Consider the following 23,103-nt stretch of genomic DNA (forward strand, 5'->3'; position numbering starts at 1 on the left):
ACCTATGCTGTATAAATCTCTTTTTGCAATTCTTTAATCACTGTTAAATAGCTAGTTTTCCCACCAAATCTTTTAACGATTTCAATGGGTGAACCGTAAACTTGGAATTCAGGAATCTTCAACACTTCCAAGTTTTCTAAATTAGCCAAACCTTCATCAGCGTATTTATCCAATAGTGCTTCTAATACCACTCTTGCGCTTTCACTATACTTTGCGAAATAGTTCCGTTTCTTCACATTGTTCGCCCGTTCTTGACGAGTCAATGGAGGCATATCAAAAGCCACATGACAGATTAGATCAAATGGATCTAAGTCTTTTCCTACTTCATCCTGCAACTCATCAAGTAAAATACCTTGAGACTCTAACTCTTTCAATATCGCATCTTTCTTGTCCGCATCGTTCCATTTTTGTAGAAAATCATTGAGCGAGTGATATTCATTTTTCATATTTTTCTTCGTGTAATCAATCAACGATTCGTTTATCAGTTTACCATCTTTGTCGTAGTAGTAAACCCGATGATTCAATACTTTCACTTCGACATTGTGGACATAATATTTCGCTGGTGGTTCATATTGTATACCACTTCCCCCAGCAGTTGAGTCATCACCAATTCCGTCTCCGTAGCCATCAGGTATTCCCTCTTCACCGTCATCCATGTCAGGATCATTTGGTTCATCATCTTCAGGAGGTATATCTCCTGTCGGTGTCATCACGACAACGGGATCACCATCGAATTCTTTATCGGCAAATAACTTCGTTACATTTCTAAAGTCAATAATCGTAAAATACAATTTCCCATGATCTTCTCGAATTCTCGTACCGCGCCCTATAATCTGTTTGAATTCGATCATGCTGCCAATATTTGAATCAATAATAATCAATTGGCACGTTTGTGCATCCACGCCTGTACTCATTAATTTACTTGTAGTTACTAATACAGGATAAGGTGTGTTGGGATCGATAAAATTGTCTAGTTCTGCTTTCCCTTCTTCACTGTCCCCCGTGATACGCATGACATATTTTGCGTTTTTAGCAACCATATCAGAGTTCTCATTAACTAACGCTTGTCTCATCCGTTCGGCATGATCAATATCAACACAGAAAAAGATCGCTTTTGCCATGCGCGAATTATTATTCTTCATATAATCAGATACCATTTTTGCAACTGTCTTCGCTCTTTGTTCAAGAATAAGCTTTCTGTCAAAATCCTTAATGTTATATTCTCGGTCTTCAATCTCATGACCGTATTTATCCTTCTGTCCTTTCGTAGGACGATATCCTTCAACATCCTTATCTAGCGTAACCCTTACAACTTTATATGGAGCAAGGAACCCATCATCTATTCCTTGCTTCAATGAATATGTATACACAGGATCTCCGAAATACGTTAGATTTGAAACTTCCTTAGATTCTTTTGGAGTAGCCGTTAAACCAATTTGAGTCGCACCATTAAAATAGTTTAGTATCTCTCTCCAAGAAGAGTCTTCCTTAGCACTACCTCGATGGCATTCATCAATAACAATAAGATCAAAAAAGTCAGGTGAGAACTCTTTGTACACATCTTGAAATTCTTCAGTACCAGTAATGCCTTGATATAAAGCTAAATAAACCTCATGAGCTTTATCAACTTTCCGGTTTTTAATTTTAATCATTTTATCTCCAAAAGGAGCAAAGTCATTCGCCATTGTCTGATCAACAAGAATGTTGCGATCTGCTAAGAATAGAATTCGCTTCTTCATTTTAGACTTCCAAAGACGATAAATGATTTGAAAGGCGGTATATGTTTTACCAGTCCCCGTTGCCATGACAAGTAGAATACGATCTTGTCCTTTTGTGAAGCTTCAATAGTTCTGTTGATTGCAATTCGTTGGTAATACCTTGGGCTTTTAGAGCCTTGATCAAAATAATAATCCTGGGTGATTGTTTCTTCAGCTTTTTGATCAATACCCTTAAATTGCTTATAGCGATTCCATAAATCTTCAGGCGAAGGAAATTGGCTAAGAGAGATCTCCTGTTCTACCATTCCTGATTGAGCGGTTCGATCATGTTCTAAGAAGCCGTCACCGTTGGAAGAATAGACAAAAGGAATGTCCAGTATCTCTCCATAGTTCAATCCTTGCTGCATACCTGAACCGAGTGAATGCTTATTGTCTTTTGCTTCAATAATAGCTATGGGAATGTTGGTTTTGTAATAAAGAATATAATCGGCTCGTTTTTTATCTCCACGCGAAACCATCTTTTTACGAACGATTACTCTGCCATCTGTAAAAGTAACTTCCTCACGTATTTGCTTTTGTAAATCCCATCCTGATTGGATGAGTGCAGGTGTTATGTATTTAGAGCATATATCGCGTTCTGACATGTCCTTCTTATTCATTGATAAACCCCCTCATCGAAAAATACCTTAAAATCATTCCATTAACTTACTTCACAATCTATCCGGTAATCCTTTATTCGACAGATTATTACCTCCATTATATAACATTTCAATTAAACTTGGCTGTAAGCAGTTATATGTTTCCATAAAAAAACTCCCAAATTAGGGAGGTTAAGGGGCTGATGAAACTTCTGAATATTATTGCTGAAATCTTATTTCCACTAACCATGAGCAATTGCGTTCCTTAATTCTAGTAAAGGAAGGTTTACAGCCCAAAATGAATAAGAGTTCATCTTCATGCCTTTAAGCATAAAATTGATAAGCTTGCAAAGATAGACATCGAAGATGAACGCATCATGAAACAACTTTTTCAAATATATATAACTTGAAGTTAGTAAAGATTGTTGAACTAAAATTCCCTACAATAATCACTCGTTTTATTTAATAGGGTATGAAAATGAGGGGCTTAATTGCTAGTCCCTGCCCATTTTAGAACCGCTACACTTTCCACATGCACCGTGTGTGGGAACATGTCCACCGGCGTTACCTCAACCGTGCGATACCCGCCATCCTCCAGCACACGCAAGTCACGTGCCAATGTGCTCGGATTACAGCTCACATACACCACTCGCTCCGGCTTCATCTCCAGGATCGTTTCCAGCAAACGTGGATCGCAGCCTTTACGTGGCGGATCGACAACGATCACGTCGGCCTCGATGCCTTGTTCTTTCCAGCGTGGAATAACATCCTCGGATGCACCCACTTCGAACTTCACGTTACGCATCTCGTTCAACATGGCATTGCTACGCGCATCCTCGATCGCTTCAGGTACGATCTCTACCCCGTACACCTGATCCGCATGTTGCGCGAGGAAAAGAGAAATCGTTCCGATGCCGCAATAGGCATCAATTACCGTCTCTTTGCCAGTCAGTCCTGCGTACTCTACCGTCTTCCCATACAGTACTTCCGTCTGCACCGGATTCACCTGATAGAACGAACGCGCTGAGATCGCAAACTGCACATCACCAATATAATCATAGATTACATCGCGGCCCCACAGGACGCGGGTCTCATCGCCAAAGATGACGTTGGTTTGTTTCTTGTTCACGTTCTGGCAGATGCTCGCCACATGCGGAATCGCTTCACGGATACTGCCAATCCATTCGTCTTTGTACGGGATGTCTCGACCATTGGTGACCAGTACGAGCATCATCTCGCCCGTGCGGAATGCCTTCTTCACGACCACATGGCGCATCAGACCACGACCTGTCTCCTCGTTATATGCACTGATTCCAAAATGACTGCCGATCTCCTTCACCTTCGCAACCACTTCGTCATTGTGCTCATGCTGAATGAGGCAACACTCCATATCGATGATGCGATGGCTTCCTTTAGCGTAAAAACCACCTACCAGACCACCCTCGGTAACGCCAATCGGCACCTGTGCCTTATTCCGATAGCGCCATGGCTCGTCCATTCCCATCGTAGGCAGTACACGAATGCCCTGCTCCGTATCTTCTTCGTTCATGACACCTTCGAGACGAAAACGAATACGATTGCTTCCAATCATTTGTGCTTTAGAAGATGCTTGTCCAGGTTGAGTTGGCTCATTCTCTTCCTGTACCAACCGCTCCTCCAGCTTCGCCTCACCAACTGAAACGTCATCTTGCAAGTGCTGTTCGGCGCCCTCATTATCATCCTGCACGTTGGATGCCAACGTCTCTGCATCCTCCACCATCACGTTCAACTTGCCAATCCGCTGCAAATTATCTACTACCAACTGGCGTTTCCACGCAAGCTGTCCGGCATAGCTCATATGCTGGATCTGGCAGCCGCCGCACTGATCGTAGATCGGGCAAGGCGCGGACACACGATCCGGACTTGCCTTCACGATCTCCAGCAGTTTGGCGTAACCATACTGCTTCTTGGTTTTCATCACGCGCACACGCACGGTTTCACCTGGAAGCGCACCCTGCACGAAGAGCGTGTATCCATTCGCACGACCTACACCCTCGCCGTCATGGTTCATACCAATGATGTCGATGACGGTCTCTTCATTTTTGCTAACGGGCAGTCCTTCGATTGGTGCAGATTCACGCGCTCTCCCTTTTGGACGAACGGCAGAAAGAGATGCGCCTTGTGGCCGCACCTCTTTTCCTTGCTGACGTGGTGATGGACGAGATGATTGACTTGGCTGACGGGACGCTGAAGCGTTCCCTTGCCCCTGAGAGGCAGCCGAATTCCGGCGGTTTTTTCCACGACCGCTGCGGTTCGTATTAGACAACGTACATTCACTTCTTTCTTTTTAGTATTTAACGATACAACATCAGATGATGACGCAAATTCGTAAACGTAGCTGGCAATGTGCCGCCCAACTCTCCATCGAGGTTCAGCTGCACATAACCCGGCGACGTAACTTCCATATGACTCGTCTGGAAATGAACCACTTTCTTGTCGTTCAGATGCTCCCCACGCAGCGCGAGCGTTACGAGGCGGATCATATCGGCCAGATTACATTTGCGGACACCGATCACATCGAACAGACCATCATCAATGGTTGCACCCGGAGCCAGCTTCTCAAACCCCCCGACCGAATTGGTATTGGCGATGAGGAATAACATGAATTCATCATGGATTTCTTCCTGACCGTCGGCGCGAATAATCAGCTCCTGAGGAGACAGGCTCGCCATTTTCTCAATACCCTTCATATAATAGGCCAGTTGCCCAATCATCGTTTTCAGACGACTCGGTACTTCATAGGTCAGTTCAGTCAATGAGCCGCCACCGGCGATGTTGATAAAATATTTATCATTCGCTTTGCCCAGATCGAGCGGACGAAGTTGCTGTTTAATGACCAGATCCACGTAATCTTCCCACTGTCTCGGAATGCCGAGTGCACGTGCAAAATCATTCGTCGTTCCCAAAGGAAACACACCCAGCGGAGGACGATTCTCCCGCTCAGCCATACCGTTAATCACTTCGTACAACGTGCCATCGCCACCAGCAGCAATAATCATGTCATATCCGCGTTCAATTGCCAGTTCAGCTTCCCGGGTTGCGTCACCTTCACCCGTTGTTGCGTGACATGAAGCTTCAATACCACCTTGATCCAAACGCTGCAAAATATCAGCCAGACGTTTCTTCATTTCTTCCCGGCCTGAGGTCGGATTATATATTAAGCGAGCTTTTTTCATCTCATACGCCACCTATTCCACATTATCCATGAGTCTAAACGACCTCATATTCTTACGTTGCATCAGTCCACAAAAGGGCATATTTTTAACACAATAATGAACTTCCGTTAATGTTGCTCTAATCTTTCGTCTTACCTATATCTATGCATCAGGAATTCCGTCTCATTCCAAAGCCTTTAACTCCTATCATATCATCAAATGTAAAGATGTCCTAGCCTGTAATCCATAAGTATATTTTTTCATATAGGTACTCATTAATCCATCCATTACCCAATAAACCTCACGCACCGCTCCTGAATCTTCCCCACTACCTTTTATGTAAAATAGTCTCATTAATCAACCATTCTGCCCGCTTGGACAGGAATTAGTCTTCGATTTCGATGATCTTTATATGATTATGACATAGATATGCTACAAATTTACAAATCTTAAGATGAAAAGATAAATAACATAAACCTTTTTCCAATATAGTTTTAGTGCACCCTCAACTTAGCACCACATCATACCCTTGAAGGAGAAGTGTAAATGAAAAAAATCGTGTTAATGCTCCTGGTCTTTCTTATGGCATGTATTCCTTGGGTCACCGTTGTTGAAGCAGCAGAAATTAATCATGATCAGGTTGTCGGATTTCAGGAAGTCTCACCAGTCACCGTGACACAACAAGCGGCCAAGCGTTTTCAGCCGTTTTTGAAGGTCTATCATGGATGCGTGCCTTTCCCCGCAGTGGATCAACAGGGCAATACCAGCGCTGGCCTGAATACGTCCGGGTCATCGAATGGAAACTGTAGCTCAAGTACAGGGCAGATCTACTCCCGCTCCACATGGCACAATGGGGTGTGGGCTATCATGTATTCATGGTATTTCCCCAAAGACTCCCCTTCCTCTGGACTCGGCCATCGTCATGATTGGGAAGGAATCGTCGTGTGGGTCGATAATCCGGCAGCTGCCAATTCCAAAATCCTCTCTATCGCATATTCCGGTCACGGCCAGTTTACCAAAGTTACACCGAGCAATAACAATACACAAGGTAACCATCCGTTGATTTCCTATAATAGTACCTGGCCACTGAACCATGAGCTTGGCGTTACTAATGCTGTGGGTGGAACTCAGCCTTTAATCGGATGGGACGATCTGACTTCTGCCGCACGAAATGCACTCAACACGACAAACTTTGGTAGCGCCAACGTGCCTTTCAACGATAACAATTTTACCAACAATTTAAACAAAGCCTGGTTTAGATAAAAAAATCCCCTTCAAGTGGACAGCTTACTTGAGGGGGATTTCGTTATGAAGTTATCGTAGTATCCCGGATACCTGTATCACTTCTTCAGCCAACCTCAAAATCCGATTTTTTTTCCTGCACGCAACTGTTTATACCAGAAATAGACGGTACAGCCTACACAATAACCCAGCAGTGCCGCGCTTGCAGCCGCGAGAAGCATGACGGAGAATACATAACCTGCGGCTACCCAGCCAAGCGAGAACGAGATGAGTGCCAGAGACAGGAAGAGCACGGCCAGAATATTGTTAAATCGCTGTAGCTCCACCGCCTGCGTCTCTGTACCTTTCCCAGTCAACACAGCTTTCCCAATCTGCACAAACAGATTAAGCTTGCCACTGGAAGCCAGACCAACCACCTGAATGCTCCACAGCGCTCCCAGAACTACAATTGGATTGAACACAAACGAGAGTAAAACAAACAATACAATACCGACCTGATTTGCTTTCACATAACGCATGGGCACTTCCCGCATCCGTATCTCCTTATCCCCATTTTATTAGTTGGTTTTATTTTAGTCGGTATGCAAGGAATGAGCAATACTTCATTTAAGGATAGTAAAATCTCTTTTCAGCACGTCCCAATGGGGAGTCGGGATGCCTGTTGTCTTTTTCCAATCGGTAAATGCATTATTTAATGCCTCAATCTCTCCAAAAGAACCTGCGACTAGCTTATGAATTGGTAGCACACTATAGATCTTCAACAGAAGGTACAACATCCGTTGATGCTTGCGAACCATTTTAGCCTGAATCTCCGGTATAATCGTTATGCCCATAGCTTCAAGAACACTAAAGCCTTCATCCATCGCCCCAATCATATGTTGGATTTGCTTTCTGTTCCCGTCCAACTTGATCAACTCACGCTCCTCATTAAAGCTCACCGCATTAAGCATCAGAATGGGGATGATATGGCTTTTCAGCCAGGCATCAATATCGCTCAGAACATTTAACTTGTATTTCACATGTTGAAAAGCTTGATCCAGCAAAGGTTTAAAGCCTATCTCTCCGTCCAGACTGCCGATTACCATCTGTCCGCTGCCTCCACCGATCGATAACATGCGGTCCTTTTCCCGCTTCCCTCCACTCACATGGAATCCAAACGCGACCTGTTTTGCTACCCTGCTGTTTTCCTCCAAAAAGTTTTGCATGCTTCGCGCATCTGCGTTGTTTCCCACAATCACAATATTACTGCTCTGATTCTCTGCCAGAATAGGTAACACTGAAGGAAAATCGTTATATTTCATGACAACAAAAATCAGATCATATTGGTCATCCACTTCCAACGTTCTGGCTACCCGAACCTGATCAACTGTCGTTTTGAATTGAAAAATATGCCGGATGACGATTCCATCCTTCTCCAGCTCCTCTGCCCGCTTCCCTCTAGCCAGAATAGTAACATCATTGCCGCCGCGCACCAGAACCTGTGCCAGTTGACTGCCCAAGACCCCAGCACCATACACTAATATCTTCATTGGTTATCCCTCAATTTCATATTTTATCAATATTCGTTGTTTTATGAACATTTGTTGATAAAATAAGAGTAACAAAGCACCTACTGTGCTTCAATCGTTAAAATATCCGTTTTTGTTGAATAATCAACGAATGATTCCTTATTGTTGAAAACCATCATAGGAGGGGCCATGGACAGACGAGTACTCAAGACACGAAAGGCGATAATTGAAGCTTTTGTGGGGTTACTGGAGGAACAGGATTTCGAGCAAATTACGATAAACGATATTGCTGATCGGGCTAATGTAAACCGAGGAACCATCTATTTGCATTACGCTGACAAGTTCGACCTGTTGGATCAATGCATTGAGACCTATTTGCAGCAGTTGTTGGATGCCTGTATGATCGAAAGCTATACTACAACACCCGTTACGGCCAAGGATGCGCTGCTCAGAACTTTCCGTTATCTGGAACAGCATGCCTCTACCTATACCACACTTCTAACCAAAAAGGGTATTCCGGCATTCCGTAGTAAGTTGATGACATTGTTGGTCCAGGGAGTGGAGGAACAAATGGATGCCTGTGGCATCCAGGAAGGTATGAAAAAAGAGATCACCATACAGTTTCTTGCTTCCGCTGCAGTCGGTCTTCTGGAGTGGTGGATTATGAATTCCATGCCTTATCCGGCCGAGGAGATCGTTGACCAATTAATAAGTTTACTAGAGCTACATCTACATTTGCACGCACCCATTAATGGATAACCTAGCCCCGTTCGAGTGATCTACAACAAATAAAAACCACGTCCTCAGGACGTGGTTTGATTGTTAATGAAGCTACGGAGTTCAAATCAATTGATGCGACATTACTGCGAGCGATGTGATTACACACCTGTGCCAGAGCGATCACTTCAAGAAGAAGCTTTAACCTCATTACATCTCTCCAGCAAAATCTGGATCTGGCGCTCCAGCCACTGCCCAAGCAATGGATGTGGCAATAGTGTCTCACCGCTGTACACATAGTTCAGTTCCTGCAGCCGATCCGGAATAACGTTCCTCGTGAAATAACCGGCACTCAAAAACAGCGGCGCCACAATGACTCGGTTCCCCCGCTCTTCGCTCCAGTACTTCACTTTGTCGTACACACTCTCTGGATTCAGTAATGCATAATCCGTATGGGCTACACTACTAACTTCCTGCACACGCTCTGCAAGGGAAGATATTCCGGCTTCCCAACGCTCGCGAAAACCATCATGAATACTCCCATGGCCTACCAGCAGAATCGTTTCTTCCTCCGGTTGCTGCGACAGTAATCGGACTTTGTCCCACACCATCACGGCAATATCCGGATCGTTATCCACCGGATAACCGAAGTGAACCCGAGCCTTCACATCGAACGGTTCCAGATCCGTTTCGCGATCAGGTGTTTCCTTTGCACCAATGGCATATTCAATTTCATCCACATGTGTACTCCCGGACGAAACAAATAGAGGTACGACCAGAATATCGGTTACGCCTTGTGCTTCCAGTCGGTCGATACCGTCCTGGATCAGGCGTCCTTCCACAAGTTCAAGAAAACCGGCTTCAACCGGTAATGGAACAGGCAGATTCAACCGGGAGATCGCGTCATCGACGGATTCCACCCAGGTCTGCTCCTGTGAACCGTGACTGATGATGAGTACACCCGGCTTCTTCATGTTAGCGTCCCAGGCGTTCCAGCGTCATTTTATAACCATCATTGCCGTAATTCAGGCAGCGTTTCACACGTGAAATTGTAGCTGTACTCGCACCTGTCTCTGCTTCAATCTGGTTATACGTATTGCCTTTACCCAACATACGAGCCACTTCCAGCCGCTGGGACATGGATTGGATCTCGTTAACTGTGCAGAGGTCATCAAAGAAAACATAACACTCTTCAATATCTTTTAGCGTCAAAATAGCCTCAAATAGTTGTTCAATACTTTTATCATTTAGCTTTTTCAGCTGCATTTCATCATCATCCCCTAGCGGTTACTGTGTACCTACATTGTACTCACCCTGAGTTGGTATTTCAAGCGTTACCGATTTCACGCACTACAGAATAAAAATACATGTTACCGCTTACAAAAGGTACTATTGTCCTCCCCTCGCGTACATCGGGCGAAATTACCGCGCTATTTCCCAGTTTTCACCTGTATATATCCGATTACTTATGTAGGATTTCAATCCTCCTAAATGTTACAATTTTGTGTCCAAACTGCATTTTACTCTTCGGGAACCTGCCATCATACATGCGCCCAAATCCGCAAATATCCCGTTTTCCGGGATACCCGCCTACGCCGTCTCTCCGCGAATGACATACAGTATAACAAAAGGGAGTTCCACAAGGGTCTATGATGTACATCTGTCATGCAACTCATGGAACGCAATTCCGAAATCCAATAGAAGGAACGTGATCGTTCATGCCACAGCATTATTATCACCGCCAGCCAGCACCAGGGCAGCGTCCGTCTTCTCATGCTCATCGGCAGGCACATACTTCTGCCTATATGCCGCCCGGTGTGGTTCCGCGGTCTTTGAATGAAACTCAGATTCAACCGATGTATCCTGGAGTAGAGCCCCATTACCCGGGCTTCGGTGAAGTCGAAGCTTCTGCAGTCGTACCCTATGGGCAAGGTGTGGCTGGCGGGAACTTTTATGGAGGTGCAGCTCAGGTTGTTCCCCCAGCTCCGGTAACGGCGCCTGCTACTGGCAGTTCCGGCTTTTCATTAGCCAACATCGGTGAGTTAAAAGGAATGATCGACCGCTTTGGCGGTATTGATGGAATCATGAGTGGAATAGGCAAAATGCAGAAGGTTGTTGGTGGGATCCAGCAGATGGCTCCGATGATGAAACTCGTTATGGGCATTCTGCCTTTTGGAAAAGGAAAAACGAATAAAAGTGCAGCTGATGCAGACTATGAAGAATATACGCCGCCCCGGAAACGCAAAAGTAAACGCCGGAACAAAGCAACGAATGTTCCACGTCGCCGCAATACAACTCCAATCCGCCGCAAATCCAATTCCACGAAGCGCCGTCCCAAAAGTCGCAAAGGTTAAAAAAATTCAGGCACCCCCTTACAGAAGGCGGGTGCCTTAACACCGTTCATCCTTATACAAATAAAGTTTAGGAACTTACGTTCTTATTTCTGTAATTTGAGGTATACTGGATAGTAACTAAAGGAGGCGGACCATGGAACTTATCAAAGACAAATATACTCCCGCATTAATCGATCGGACCGGCGAACAGTTGCGCCAATTCTACCCTAAGCTGGATACACAGCAATTTCATGAATTGGTTTTCGCTGACGGATGGGAAAAGTTGGAATTCAAAGCACGCATTCGCAGAATCACATTGGCCTTGACCCAGGTACTGCCAGACAATTATGAGGAAGCATTACATATTATCGAACAAGCCGCCCCGATGATGAGAGGCGTTGAATATCTGTTTGTACCGGATTTTATCGAAGTGAACGGACTTGACCCAGAGGATTACGAGTTATCCATGAAGTATCTAACCGTCTTCACACCTTATTCCAGCTCGGAGTTCGCGGTACGCCCGTTTATTGAACATTATCCAATCCAAACAATGAAACATATGATGACCTGGGCAGAGAGCAACAACGAGCACATCCGCAGACTTGCCAGTGAGGGCAGCCGGCCACGTTTGCCATGGGGTGCGAAACTCCAGAACTTTATCACTGATCCAACGCCTGTACTTCCGATTCTGCATGCATTAAAACAGGACGAGTCCCTCTATGTTCGCAAAAGTGTCGCCAACCATCTGAATGACATCTCCAAGGACCACCCTGAACTGGTTATGGATCTGGCCACGACCTGGTACGGACAACATGTACACACAGACTGGATTGTCCGGCATGCAAGCAGGTCATTACTGAAGAAAGGACATAGCAAAGCACTAAGTCTTTTTGGTTATAACGAGCAGGATTCGATTCACATTGAACAGCTTCAGCTTGTCCAGGATACGATTAGCATTGGCGAAGATCTTCATTTTTCGTTTGATGTCGTTAATGAGAGCGGCGAGTCACAGATGCTGCGAATTGAATATGAGATGGGTTATATGAAGGCAAACGGCAAACAGGCCCCCAAACGGTTCAAATGCTCCGATAAAATGTACCCGACAGGCAGAACCAAGGTAGCCACTAAACAATCTTTCAAAGTTATCACAACGAGAAAATATTATGCCGGTCTGCATACGCTTACCATTCTTGTGAATGGCAAAGAAGCAACTACAACTTCTTTTGTTCTTGAAATGGAGTAAAAGGAAGTCATCATAAGTTATACACAGCTTGTTGAAGCGGAATAGTTATTCACATGTGGATACATTTTTTCAAAACTTCTAATAGAAGAATCAGAAAGGCCACCTGGCAAACATCATCTTCCGACAGTTATTTCTGCCTGAGATCCTTGTCCAGTGGCCCTTTTCATATGTAACAAATGTTGCTTCAGCTAGCTATCTTCTTCTGATGATCTGCTTGCAATAGCGTGCGCTTATCACCGAAAGATGGAACTGCATACGGAGCAGTAAGGTATAACATTTTCTACTTAAACCATCCCCGCTTCACAAACCAAGCCACCATACTCCCGCCAAGCACAAACATTAACAGCAGCACCGCACCATACCCAAATTTCCATTGAAGCTCAGGCATATATGCAAAGTTCATGCCATAAATACCCGCGATCAGTGTGAGTGGCATAAATACGGTCGTAATCACCGTAAGTGTCTTCATGATCTGATTCATCCGGTTGGAGTTCAGGGAAATATAACTATCGCGCAGGTCAGCGGTCATCTCCCGATCGGCTTCAATCATGTCCGTCAGTTTCAATAAATGGTCATAGATATCGGTAAAATAAGCCGTATGTTCACCTGTTCGCTGCACATGCTGCGAGTTCACCACCCGATAGAGCAGATCCCGCATCGGTACTACGGTTCTTCTAAGCTTCAGCAATCGAGTCCGCAGATCAAACACCTGGTTCATCAAGTCTTCCACCGATTCTTGTCCACCCCGGTTCTCCAGTTCAGCCAGTTCATCCTCAATCGCAAATAGAGATGGAAAATAATGATCGACCAGCTTGTCCATCACCGTATAGGCTGCTGCCACCGGACCTCGCGCCCAGATGGTTCGTTCATGTGCATGGTGCAACAAGCGTTCCCACGCTTCATCCACTTCCTCCAAAACGCCATGATGAAAAGACACTAGGAAGTTTGATCCGAGAAACAAGTCAACCTCCTCGGCTTCCAGTGTGGACGGGTTCAGTGCATGCAGTACAAGAAACTGCAGATTATCATAATAATCGAGCTTAGGCCGCTGCAATACATGCAGACAGTCCTCTATGGCTAATGGATGAAAATGAAAATATGTATCCAGCAAACGGCTTTCCTCTTCCGTTGGCTGGTTAAAATCGGCCCATACCCAGGCGTAATCGTTCAGATCCAGCTGTGTAAGTGGTACGTTAACGGAGACTTGATGTTCTCGTGTAATGGCGAGTGTACGAATCATAAATCAGATCACTTCCTTGTCCTGTATCTATACGTTATTGTACACAGGTACCTTCAAACTCGACAACAAAAAAAGCCAACCCTGTTGGCTTCTCTCATTTCCCTATCCACAGTTCCCTGTATCCACAGGAATATCTTCTTTTGGTTTATCATTCCACGGATGGCTATCCACATATCCAGCCTGTCCACACGTTCATGCACAGGCGTCTCTTGATTTTGGTTGTATAATTGTCCACATATCCCGATATTCACACAGTTATGAACAGAGTGTCTTGTAACCCCGAATTGGTTCGGGATAACTTCTCTATTTAGAAAATAATCCAGTACAGCAATCCTGCCAGTCCCGCAGTAATTGGAATCGTAATAAACCACGTAATAATGATACGTCCAGCAAGTCCCCATTTCACAGCAGAGAAACGTTTCGCGGAACCCACACCCAGAATAGCTGATGTGATCGCGTGCGTTGTACTAACTGGAAGGTGAAGCAACGTTGCCGTGAAAATAACGGAAGCAGCTGACAGATCCGCGGCAAAACCGTTAATCGGTTCAATTTTAAAGATTTTGGTACCCATCGTTTTGATGATTTTCCAACCACCAATGGATGTACCCAGAGCCATCGCAGTTGCTGCTGAGATTTTAACCCACAGCGGCACTTCCAGATGATCTTGTACACCTGCTGCAACCAAAGCAAACGTAATAATACCCATCGCTTTCTGTGCATCATTCGTACCATGTGTGAATGCTTGCAGTGCAGCCGTGAAAATCTGTACCGTACGGAAACCTTTATTCACGTTATGCGGACTGCGTTTGGCAAAAATGTATTTGAGAATCGTCATGACCGCATAACCGATGGCAAATGCAATCAGAGGTGATAATAGCAAACCTCCAACGATATCAATGAATCCGCTCCACTTCACTTTTTCAGCTCCTGCGCCAACGAGTACGGCACCTGCAAGGGCTCCAATAAGTGCATGTGATGAGGAAGACGGAATACCAAACCACCATGTAACCAGGTTCCAGATAATCGCTGCGATCAAGGTGACTATGACGACCTCGATCCCGTTATCCAGCGTGGTGGGGTCGGTCACACTCCCCCCAATCGTCTTCGCAACGCCTGTAAACATCATCGCACCGACAAAGTTCATCACCGCTGCCAAAAGGATCGCGCGACGTGGCGTTAGTGCCCGTGTTGATACCGAAGTGGCAATGGCATTCGCCGTGTCGTGAAAACCGTTGATGAAGTCAAACGCCAGTGCAAGGAAGACGACTATACCTAATACCCAAATCGTTGTTTCCATTATTCTCTGGCTCCTTAAGAATTACGCATAATGATGGATTCGAGCACGTTCGCCACGTCTTCACAAGCATCCGTTGTTGTCTCAAGACGCTCGTAAATTTCCTTACGCTTGATCAGTTCAATCGGATCAGACACGGTAGCGAAGAGATGTTTGATACACATGCGCAGCACTTCGTCGCCCTGGTTTTCCAGATCATTCAAACGAATGGTGTATTCACGGATGGCCAGCAATTTTTTCTGTGACAGCAGATGGATCGCCTTCTGAATTTCGTAAGCCGATTGGCGCAAAATTTCAGAGAACTGAACGATAAATTCGTCCGGATCCGTCAGTTGGTACATATAGAAACGGGAAGCCGTTGCTTCGAGTCCGTCCAATACGTCATCAAGTGTTGTTGTCAGCTCCATGATATCATCGCGTTCGATCGGCGTGATAAATGTTTTGTTGAGTTCTGTAATGATCGTATGCACGTAATCATCACATTTCGACTCGTACTTCTTCATTTCATTGGCGAAAAGAGTCACATCCTGAAGGTTGGAAACATGCTGGGAGAAATAATCTGCCGCTTGAACAACCGTATCTGCCATGTTCTCCAGTGTCTCAAAAAATATATCCTTCTTCTTCTTAAGCTTCATAGCTCTATCCCCTTTACGAGAAAAATTGCTGATAACCGATGAAACATGAAATGACAACCTTTGATATCTTATCATATTTGTTTCATGGTTTGTACAAAAGGTGTGATCCTTTTTTATATTCTTATCACATTAATCTGAAATGAATCTTAATTATTTGGAATAATGGTAAATTCAAGTCAAGATTTTACACTGCGTTTACAATTCGACATCAAAATTCAAAATCGACACGATTCTACTTTTCACGCTAAGGACAAATATAATGCCTTTTCGATGACAAAATGAATACATATTTCATTGTTTTCTTTCATTACATTCTTTTATTGCTGCACAGCCAGCTTCACATGACTGGAAAATTCAGGTTGATTGGGAACAATGCTGATAAAGGTTTTACCCGGCACAAGAGTAACTTCACTGCCACCCTGAACAAACCGTATAATATCTCCCTGCTTTTTCACCCACTGCCCACGAATCATCTTGCCCTTCTGAAACAACATGGCTTCCCCGCCCTGTTCCAAATTAACGGACAACCGACCTACACTATCGAGCACCTTGTGATCTGCACCCGCCACAATGATGTTCGCTGCACCAAGTTGAGTGCCATTATCCAGATCCTGATCTGCCTTGCCATTCACCATTCTCATATATCGTCCGCTAACTTCATCATAATCATACGTCACCCGGTAACTATCCAATAAATAATGGATATCGAATTGCTTCACTGTCTCTCCTGCGGAAGTCGCGCCTTCTTCGTTATATTTGTATACGGGAGACTTGAAGTCATGGCTATAACCCTTGATATCTGACCCTTCTCTCAGCTTGTCGGCTGAAGTATACAGATTATGTGGGGCTTTACGATCCGAGGAACGCCAGAAGTAAGGTCCACCATTCGAGATTTCATCCATATGCTGTTTCTGCTGCCTTTGCAAAATGGAATACGCCTCCGGACTGCCTCCGGCGTGAACAAGTACCCCATCATAACTCTCGCCGAGCTCAATTAGATATGGACGTATACTGCGAACGGGTCCAACCGTCTCCACACCGCCTCCACTCTGGAAGATGGCTATGAAACGGGTAATGCCTCCCTCAGCGAGAACTTCAAGAATGATATCGGCTGAACTTAGACCCGATTGGGGCCGAGCTGCGGGTGCATTATTAATCATTACGGCGAGTGGTCGACGCGTAATCGCTTCATCTACAGGCAGACCCGTCAGAGGTGCTGTATAGAGAGGCGTGTTGGATTCCTCCACGTGTTCTTCTTGTACAGGTGCAGGTGTCGGTTCTGGCTGAACTGGCATCTGGGTCGCCTCCTGGTTTTGGCAGGCAACAAGACTTAATGAGAGAATAAACAGAGATGCAGCCGATGCTGCTTTGTTCCATTTAAAAAGCTTCAATATAGGACCTCCTGAACGATATGGCCTGGTTCTAAGTTGTGATATATGTCTCATCAAGCAACCATTTCACGTATTTCTTTCCATTTAATCACACCCCATCCGATTTGTCTGCGCCTAGAAGGCCTTGATACAGCTTGAAATTCACATTTGAAACAGCATATAGCCAGAAAAATATGTCCTAAATGTGAACTTCTCAAACCTTACTTAAAATTTGAACTAGATTGTGATTTTAATCACAAACAAAACAACTTTTGAACTATACAATAAAGACATCAAAGGTGATCACTTAGAAAAAACAAAAACAACACACACTAGATTCCATGAAGGAGTGGTTCATATGTTCAGCACAAACCAATGGCTTAGAGAAAACAAAGTAGCAATGTGGATTTTGACAGTACTTCGGGTGTATATCGGTTATGATTGGATGACTCACGGATGGAGCAAATTGACTGGCGGATTCGAAGCTGGCGGGTTCTTGGCCGGTGCGGTAGAAAAAGCAACAGGTGATCACCCGGCTGTCCAAGCTTGGTGGGCAACGTTCCTTGAGAAATTCGCAGTACCAAACGCAGGACTGTTCGACTTCGTTATCCCATTGGGTGAATTCCTTGTAGGTTTGGGTCTCATCCTCGGTTGCTTCACTACACTAGCTGCATTGATGGCTATGGTCATGAACTTCGCGTTCCTCTTCTCGGGAACAGTAAGCACGAATGCTCAACTGGTTGTAATGGAAATCTTCCTTGTCGTTGCTGGTGCAAATGCAGGTAAAATCGGTCTGGATCATTGGGTACTGCCTTACCTTCGCGGATTGTTCACTCGTAACAACAAAGGAAATCTTCCTAAAGACACACCAACGATTAGCCCAACTCAGAAAACAGCTTAAGCAAGCATTCATAGAATTCTCGGCCCTGCTCCCAATCCCCCTGGAGAGCAGGGCTTTTTACTTTTCAAAATCAGCCCGAATGCCTGACTGACTTGCCCATCCACAGAAAATCGTATTATGATGAAATAAAGTTGAACTTCAAAGGAGTACACGATATGCCGACCCAGCGACGTCTCGAGACCGATGCGGACTTCCAGGAAGCCATGAATATGAAGTATAAGGTTCGAGTTTTTAAAGATAATCACCAGATTGACTCCGGTGGCATCATTATCCGTTTTGACAGCAACACCGTAGTGGTACAATCCAGTGTCAGTGAGCTCGCTTATCATTCGCGTACAGACTGTGAATTGTTCGAAATCCGCAAATAAAGATCTATTGCATGAATAAGTCCTTGTATTGAAAAAAGGTTACTGTAGCCCATCAAGGGTGTACAGTAACCTTCTTTTTTGTTTATATATTGTAATTGTATGCATTAATACACGTTATTCGTACGAAACTGGCTTCAAACACCATAATCAGGCTGTTGTCTGTTCCAAGTTACACGCCGTCTCCAAACTGCCAGCAGTTCAAACTGAGCGTTCCATAAGGGTAAGACTGGAATAGACGCTTCGCTGATCGGGACATATCCGCTGTACCCATGGCGTAGAACAAAGGTGCGATGTGTTCTGTACCATACGACGGAACTGCCGTGCGTGCATGAGGGGCTTTTTTCTCATATTGAAACAGTTCTCTTGTGTTCCACTGCTGCAAGCGCTCCCCGATCCAGTTATCAAATTCCACCGCCCACTCTTGCGGTTCATCCGTATTGCCGAGCAATCGCAAATTGTGGACCGTTCCACCGCTGCCAATGATTAACACATCATCATGCCGCAGCTGTTCCAGCATTCGGCCAATATCATACTGTTCCTGCGGCGTACGCAACGAGTCTACAGATACAGCAATCACAGGAATGTTAGCCTCGGGATACATATGGAGCAACGGTACCCATACGCCATGATCCAGCCCTCGGCCTCGAATCGGCTGATGTGCCAGATTGCTGCGTGTGAACAAAGCACATATCTCGTTCGCTAAATCTGGCTGCCCAGATGCAGGGTATTCCATCGTATACATTGTAGAAGGAAATCCGTAAAAATCATGCAAGGTCTGATGTGTATCATCCATCGTCACGGACGGTTCAGGACAATCCCAATGTGCCGTAAATACGACAATGGCTTTCGGAGCCGGCAGCCTGTCTCCAAGCTGGTTCAAGAAGTGAGTGTAGTCATTGCTCTCCACCGCCAGAGCGGGAGAACCATGCGCAATGAAAAGTGCGGGTAATGTCATTGCTGCCAACCTCCAGACACGGATAGAATGCTTACTCCTCTATTTTACCCTTAAGAAGGCGCTTTTCCAAGCTGACATCCCCAAACAGTTGTAATCCTGCCACTTATATCATCCAGTGCTGCCAATCCTGCTCGATCTTCTGGCGTTCGCCCAGCCACTCTCTGGTACGCGTAATTAGCTGCTCCCGCTCTTTACCTGAAGAGAAGGTGTGATCGCCCTGGAAGATGATCTCCTTGTCACAGCGGCCCTCTTGGCGCATCCAGAATACCTTTTGATACAGGAATGCGTAGTCTACAGGAATAATCTCATCTGACGTGCCATGTACGACGAGTACATCTCCGTTAAACTTAACTGCTTCCTGGAATGGCTGTTGTTCAGCAAGAGACTCGAAGAACGTCGGTGTGAATTTGTATCCAAGATAATCAGCCGCACCCAGTTTCACGCCTTCGTCGTATACTTCCCGTCCCGTAATCTTCACGATATCATTGAATGGATAACCCACGGAGGACCACATCACCAGGTTTTTGACACGTTTGTCACGTACAGCAGTTAGCAATGCAACGGCACCACCCAGACTATGACCAATCAGCGTAACACGCGTAGGATCTACATCACTGCAATTCACCGCGTAATCCAGCACCGAACGGGTCTGCAGCACCATGGACTCCAGTCCCTCCGCTCCGTACTCCCCACTGCTCTCTCCGCAACCGATATAATCGAAACGCAGGACCAAATAACCGTCTTCAGCCAGCTCCCGTGCAGTTTTTACAAACAAACGATCCACGCCGATCCGGCTACCAACGAAGCCGTGGCAGATGACCGCCAGAGGGACTCGTTGCTGACTCTTCTCCTCCTTGATATCTTTCACAACCGGATAATGAATCGTGGCTGTTAATTCTTCCTGTCCATGACGGATACTGATCTGACGTTCCATACCGATTTCCCCTTTCCACGCTTAGCCTGTTAACTTCCATTTATTAAATATATATAATCCGATAAGTTTAGTGTGTATTAAGATGTTATTCATATATTATCATCCCGTACCCTTCAAGTCAACGTAAGTAAGAACCCTTTCTACGTCGACTGCTATCCTACATTTTATCGGTTGTTGAGCACAAAAAAATGAGCCACGCTGATGACAGCTGGCCCGGATATCCTTTGGAATTCAAACAAGTGTTGCAGGATCGTTATTCGTAGCTTCTACGGAACATCTCGTGGGTCTCCACCCGCCCATTCCATTCATGCTCATGACCCGAATCACTATTGTCCCAGAAACTTCTTCCCTTCAAATTGCCATCTGTCAGTTCTTCTGCATACTCCGTATCCTCCAGATTCTCTTCAAAGGATACAACCTCGTCCACGACTCCACGGGAGTTGCTGTTCAGTAGCAGCTTTCGCGTCAATTCTGTTTGTTTATCCATAACAAGCACACTCCAATCTTGGATTTCTGTTGGAAATGCTACTATTGTGATGGAATCGGCTGCTCTTTATGCATACTTCACACAATCGTTAGATCTGGGAGGCTTGAGGGTATTTTTTCACATGAACGGGGGAAAATAAACGAACAAACATAGGCATCATATGCCTCGGAATCCTTCTGCCGAAAGGAATGAATTCATGGAACATCTACTGGAATGGATTCAACATCACGGTAAACTGGTGCTGTTATGCACCTGCGTTATACTGGCCTGTGTATGGATATGGGTCCACCATGAGCAGCTTTTTTATAAGGAATGACTTTGCGAAACGAGAGCCCTTCCCGTATACTAAAATACCGTCAGGGTCTTCAGACAATTGGAAGATCAGAACGTGTGTAGACAGGGGGAGCAATCATTGGGGATTTCCTATAAGAAGCTTAAAGAAATACAGAACCGGCAAATAACTGAGATGAGTCGAATGACACCTGAACATGTGAAATTGTATGACCAGATCAGTACAATTGCGCGTCATGCGCCAGTGGACGAGAGAACACAGGAAGAGTGGATACTCTCCGCAGGAAAAGCAATCGTACAGGCTCAGCGGGATAACAAACCCGCTCGCGAGTTATACGGACCTGATCTGGAACAAGACATCCATGCACAGCTCGGGATTACAAATACAGCACCGGAGAAGACGGCTGCCGTTGAGGTGGGTAAATCCAGCCCGACCCGTGGTAATAGTTCAACAGCTTCAGCTAAAAAGAAAGCCAACGCTGTAGAACCACAGCCAACTGAGAATCCAGAGCCTGTGAAACGGACACCAAAGTGGTATGCCATGATCGCTTGGGCGGCTTTGTCTTTTGTCATGTTGATTCAAGGATGTGTGGGATTGTTTGTGGGTTGGACTGGCGGAGATACGGATCCGTTCCAACACATCAGTCTGTTCTCTCTGATCGTTGCGGCAGTTGGCGGTATTGCATTGGTGGAGATGCTTCGCCGCCTTGCTGAGCGACCGGACGATGAAGGAGCGGACAAGAACACCGTACCTAAGGTTAACCTTAAGGGAATCATCATCTACATCGTCATCGTGGTCCTTGTGCTCTTTGTAGGCTATCCACTGCGTGATAAACTTCCGGTATTTGCACTGGCTCCGTGGGTGAGTGCGGTGATCGGAGTTGTGGGGCTTGCAACGGTAAGGCCATTATTTGGACAAAAGAAAACTGCATAACACGTTATATAATCGATTAAGGGACTTCACGAACTCGTGAGGTCTTTTTCCATTTGGAGCTGATTCCGATGTTTGATTCCTTTGCCCGGTGTCTCTCCAAACTCCCGCTTGAACATCCGGATAAAATAGTTCACTTGCATCCCTACGGTCTCTGCCGCCTCTCGTACACTTGCTCGTGGATGCTTGTCCAGCCACTCTGAAGCCTTCCTCAAACGTAATCGCTGCATATATTGATGTCCTGTCACGTCATAATGCTGGTGAAATAATCGGTTGAGATGCTGCACCGAATAACCCACTGCGTCAGCAACATGCTTCAATAAGAGGTCATCCTGATAGTGCGTATGCATCAATGCTACTGCTCGGATGAGTGCATCCTTGCTCGGATCGGGCTCCCGATTAGAACGTGTTACAGTGCCGTCCTGTGCCCTAGATGATCCAATACCTCCGATGCCAACATCAGATGGAATTTTCGATTGTGCTAAATCCAAAATGAGCTGGTAGATCAGGGTTGATGTGTTCCACATCTCCGTTGCTCCTTGATCCAACGCGTGCCAGAGATTGGTCATGCGTGACCAGATGATTTCAAAACCGGAGATATGGTACGGCTCGTTCTGAATCAAACCCGCGCATTGTAGCACCGATCCAGCCGATGTACCGCCTATACCAATATAACCAAGTTCTCCTTTGGATTTGGAATGAGGCACATACTCATGCGCAACCTCGGGTTCCATGATAAATAACTGCCCTGCTCCCATCGTCCATGCCCCTTTATCCGGAAGCCTGAACTGCCCTTCACCACCATGTGACAAAAACAACTGATACACCGGAAATCCATCCGGTCTATGCAGAACTTTCTCTTCCTGCGTGCCTACACAATACAGGTACAGCGGCAACCTGGAATCCGGCAGGCCCGTCAAACGAAATGCAAGCATTCCATCATTCCTTTCGGCTCATAGGCTTTACATAAGGTAAACTAATGATATTTACACTGGCCACTCCGTTTCATGTAAATGTTAGTTCGATCTATATAGCCAACTTCCCTTTATTATCCATTATTTGTTCCCGATGTAACAATGGTCTTAGGAACCTTTTTGACGACAA

Annotated in this window: 21 protein-coding genes and 1 pseudogene; 7 read left to right on the plus strand and 15 right to left on the minus strand. The window is 45.4% G+C overall.

The annotated features are described in order from the left end of the window. Positions 1-2: 2 nt before the first annotated feature. From hsdR to QF041_RS16420, 3 genes and pseudogenes are all read right to left on the minus strand, one after another. Positions 3-2,377: pseudogene (gene hsdR, locus QF041_RS16405) on the minus strand (EcoAI/FtnUII family type I restriction enzme subunit R). A 466-nt stretch (positions 2,378-2,843) separates the two neighbouring features. Next, on the minus strand, positions 2,844-4,406 hold the full coding sequence (gene rlmD / locus QF041_RS16415; RefSeq protein ID WP_483874699.1) for a 23S rRNA (uracil(1939)-C(5))-methyltransferase RlmD: 1,563 nt from the start codon (positions 4,404-4,406) through the stop codon (positions 2,844-2,846). A gap of 283 nt (positions 4,407-4,689) precedes the next feature. Next, entirely contained in the window at positions 4,690-5,571 is an 882-nt protein-coding gene (locus QF041_RS16420; RefSeq protein WP_307414963.1) for a diacylglycerol kinase, read from the minus strand. A gap of 525 nt (positions 5,572-6,096) precedes the next feature. Here QF041_RS16420 and QF041_RS16425 point away from each other — a divergent pair. Then, the gene (locus tag QF041_RS16425) at positions 6,097-6,813 is read left to right on the plus strand and encodes an NPP1 family protein (RefSeq protein ID WP_307414964.1); all 717 of its coding nucleotides are present in this window, start codon (positions 6,097-6,099) and stop codon (positions 6,811-6,813) included. 95 nt (positions 6,814-6,908) lie between these two features. Here QF041_RS16425 and QF041_RS16430 read toward each other — a convergent pair whose 3' ends face one another. Then, on the minus strand, positions 6,909-7,325 hold the full coding sequence (locus QF041_RS16430) for a DUF4395 domain-containing protein (RefSeq protein ID WP_307414965.1): 417 nt from the start codon (positions 7,323-7,325) through the stop codon (positions 6,909-6,911). 69 nt (positions 7,326-7,394) lie between these two features. Further along, positions 7,395-8,321, minus strand: coding sequence for a ketopantoate reductase family protein (locus tag QF041_RS16435; protein WP_307414966.1), 927 nt, complete (start codon positions 8,319-8,321; stop codon positions 7,395-7,397). Between the two features lie 168 nt (positions 8,322-8,489). On the opposite strand from QF041_RS16435, the gene QF041_RS16440 reads away from it, so the two are divergent. Further along, on the plus strand, positions 8,490-9,059 hold the full coding sequence (locus tag QF041_RS16440) for a TetR/AcrR family transcriptional regulator (RefSeq protein WP_307414967.1): 570 nt from the start codon (positions 8,490-8,492) through the stop codon (positions 9,057-9,059). A gap of 146 nt (positions 9,060-9,205) precedes the next feature. Here QF041_RS16440 and QF041_RS16445 read toward each other — a convergent pair whose 3' ends face one another. Then, entirely contained in the window at positions 9,206-9,991 is a 786-nt protein-coding gene (locus QF041_RS16445; RefSeq protein WP_307414968.1) for a sirohydrochlorin chelatase, read from the minus strand. A 1-nt stretch (position 9,992) separates the two neighbouring features. After that, a complete protein-coding gene (locus tag QF041_RS16450; RefSeq protein ID WP_017690665.1) occupies positions 9,993-10,283 on the minus strand; it encodes a YerC/YecD family TrpR-related protein in 291 nt (96 codons plus the stop codon). Between the two features lie 452 nt (positions 10,284-10,735). Between QF041_RS16450 and QF041_RS16455 the strand changes: the two genes are divergently transcribed. Both QF041_RS16455 and QF041_RS16460 read left to right on the plus strand, forming a co-directional pair. Beyond that, complete coding sequence (locus tag QF041_RS16455) at positions 10,736-11,371, plus strand: hypothetical protein (protein ID WP_179088568.1); 636 nt, start codon at positions 10,736-10,738, stop codon at positions 11,369-11,371. Positions 11,372-11,504: 133 nt separating this feature from the next. Next, positions 11,505-12,593: a DNA alkylation repair protein gene (locus QF041_RS16460; protein ID WP_307414969.1), complete on the plus strand. Its 1,089-nt coding sequence runs from the start codon at positions 11,505-11,507 to the stop codon at positions 12,591-12,593. Positions 12,594-12,873: 280 nt separating this feature from the next. Here the strand turns inward: QF041_RS16460 and corA are convergent, their stop codons facing one another. The 4 genes from corA to QF041_RS16480 all read right to left on the minus strand — a co-directional run bounded on the left by corA (position 12,874) and on the right by QF041_RS16480 (position 17,153). Beyond that, positions 12,874-13,833, minus strand: coding sequence for a magnesium/cobalt transporter CorA (gene corA / locus QF041_RS16465; RefSeq protein ID WP_036668386.1), 960 nt, complete (start codon positions 13,831-13,833; stop codon positions 12,874-12,876). 307 nt (positions 13,834-14,140) lie between these two features. Next, positions 14,141-15,130, minus strand: a complete 990-nt coding sequence (locus QF041_RS16470; protein ID WP_307414970.1) for an inorganic phosphate transporter — start codon at positions 15,128-15,130, stop codon at positions 14,141-14,143. A gap of 14 nt (positions 15,131-15,144) precedes the next feature. Further along, positions 15,145-15,762, minus strand: a complete 618-nt coding sequence (locus QF041_RS16475; protein WP_076215091.1) for a DUF47 domain-containing protein — start codon at positions 15,760-15,762, stop codon at positions 15,145-15,147. A 317-nt stretch (positions 15,763-16,079) separates the two neighbouring features. After that, the gene (locus tag QF041_RS16480; protein WP_307414971.1) at positions 16,080-17,153 is read right to left on the minus strand and encodes a DUF3048 domain-containing protein; all 1,074 of its coding nucleotides are present in this window, start codon (positions 17,151-17,153) and stop codon (positions 16,080-16,082) included. A 337-nt stretch (positions 17,154-17,490) separates the two neighbouring features. Between QF041_RS16480 and QF041_RS16485 the strand changes: the two genes are divergently transcribed. Both QF041_RS16485 and QF041_RS16490 read left to right on the plus strand, forming a co-directional pair. Beyond that, entirely contained in the window at positions 17,491-18,033 is a 543-nt protein-coding gene (locus QF041_RS16485; protein ID WP_091019780.1) for a DoxX family protein, read from the plus strand. A gap of 155 nt (positions 18,034-18,188) precedes the next feature. Beyond that, positions 18,189-18,401 carry a hypothetical protein gene (locus tag QF041_RS16490; RefSeq protein WP_017690673.1) on the plus strand — a complete coding sequence of 71 codons (213 nt, stop codon included), beginning with the start codon at positions 18,189-18,191 and terminating at the stop codon, positions 18,399-18,401. Between the two features lie 169 nt (positions 18,402-18,570). Here QF041_RS16490 and QF041_RS16495 read toward each other — a convergent pair whose 3' ends face one another. The 3 genes from QF041_RS16495 to QF041_RS16505 form a co-directional block, all read right to left on the minus strand. Continuing rightward, on the minus strand, positions 18,571-19,356 hold the full coding sequence (locus QF041_RS16495; protein ID WP_017690674.1) for a DODA-type extradiol aromatic ring-opening family dioxygenase: 786 nt from the start codon (positions 19,354-19,356) through the stop codon (positions 18,571-18,573). 103 nt (positions 19,357-19,459) lie between these two features. Beyond that, positions 19,460-20,290, minus strand: coding sequence for an alpha/beta hydrolase (locus QF041_RS16500; RefSeq protein ID WP_062836226.1), 831 nt, complete (start codon positions 20,288-20,290; stop codon positions 19,460-19,462). 253 nt (positions 20,291-20,543) lie between these two features. Then, the gene (locus QF041_RS16505) at positions 20,544-20,777 is read right to left on the minus strand and encodes a hypothetical protein (protein ID WP_047840502.1); all 234 of its coding nucleotides are present in this window, start codon (positions 20,775-20,777) and stop codon (positions 20,544-20,546) included. Between the two features lie 412 nt (positions 20,778-21,189). Between QF041_RS16505 and QF041_RS16510 the strand changes: the two genes are divergently transcribed. Further along, positions 21,190-22,002, plus strand: coding sequence for a DUF1129 family protein (locus QF041_RS16510; RefSeq protein WP_307414972.1), 813 nt, complete (start codon positions 21,190-21,192; stop codon positions 22,000-22,002). Between the two features lie 26 nt (positions 22,003-22,028). Here QF041_RS16510 and QF041_RS16515 read toward each other — a convergent pair whose 3' ends face one another. After that, positions 22,029-22,934 carry an AraC family transcriptional regulator gene (locus QF041_RS16515; protein ID WP_307414974.1) on the minus strand — a complete coding sequence of 302 codons (906 nt, stop codon included), beginning with the start codon at positions 22,932-22,934 and terminating at the stop codon, positions 22,029-22,031. Positions 22,935-23,103 lie beyond the last annotated feature (169 nt).

The sequence above is a fragment of the Paenibacillus sp. W2I17 genome (assembly GCF_030815985.1).
Classification (GTDB): Bacteria; Bacillota; Bacilli; order Paenibacillales; family Paenibacillaceae; genus Paenibacillus.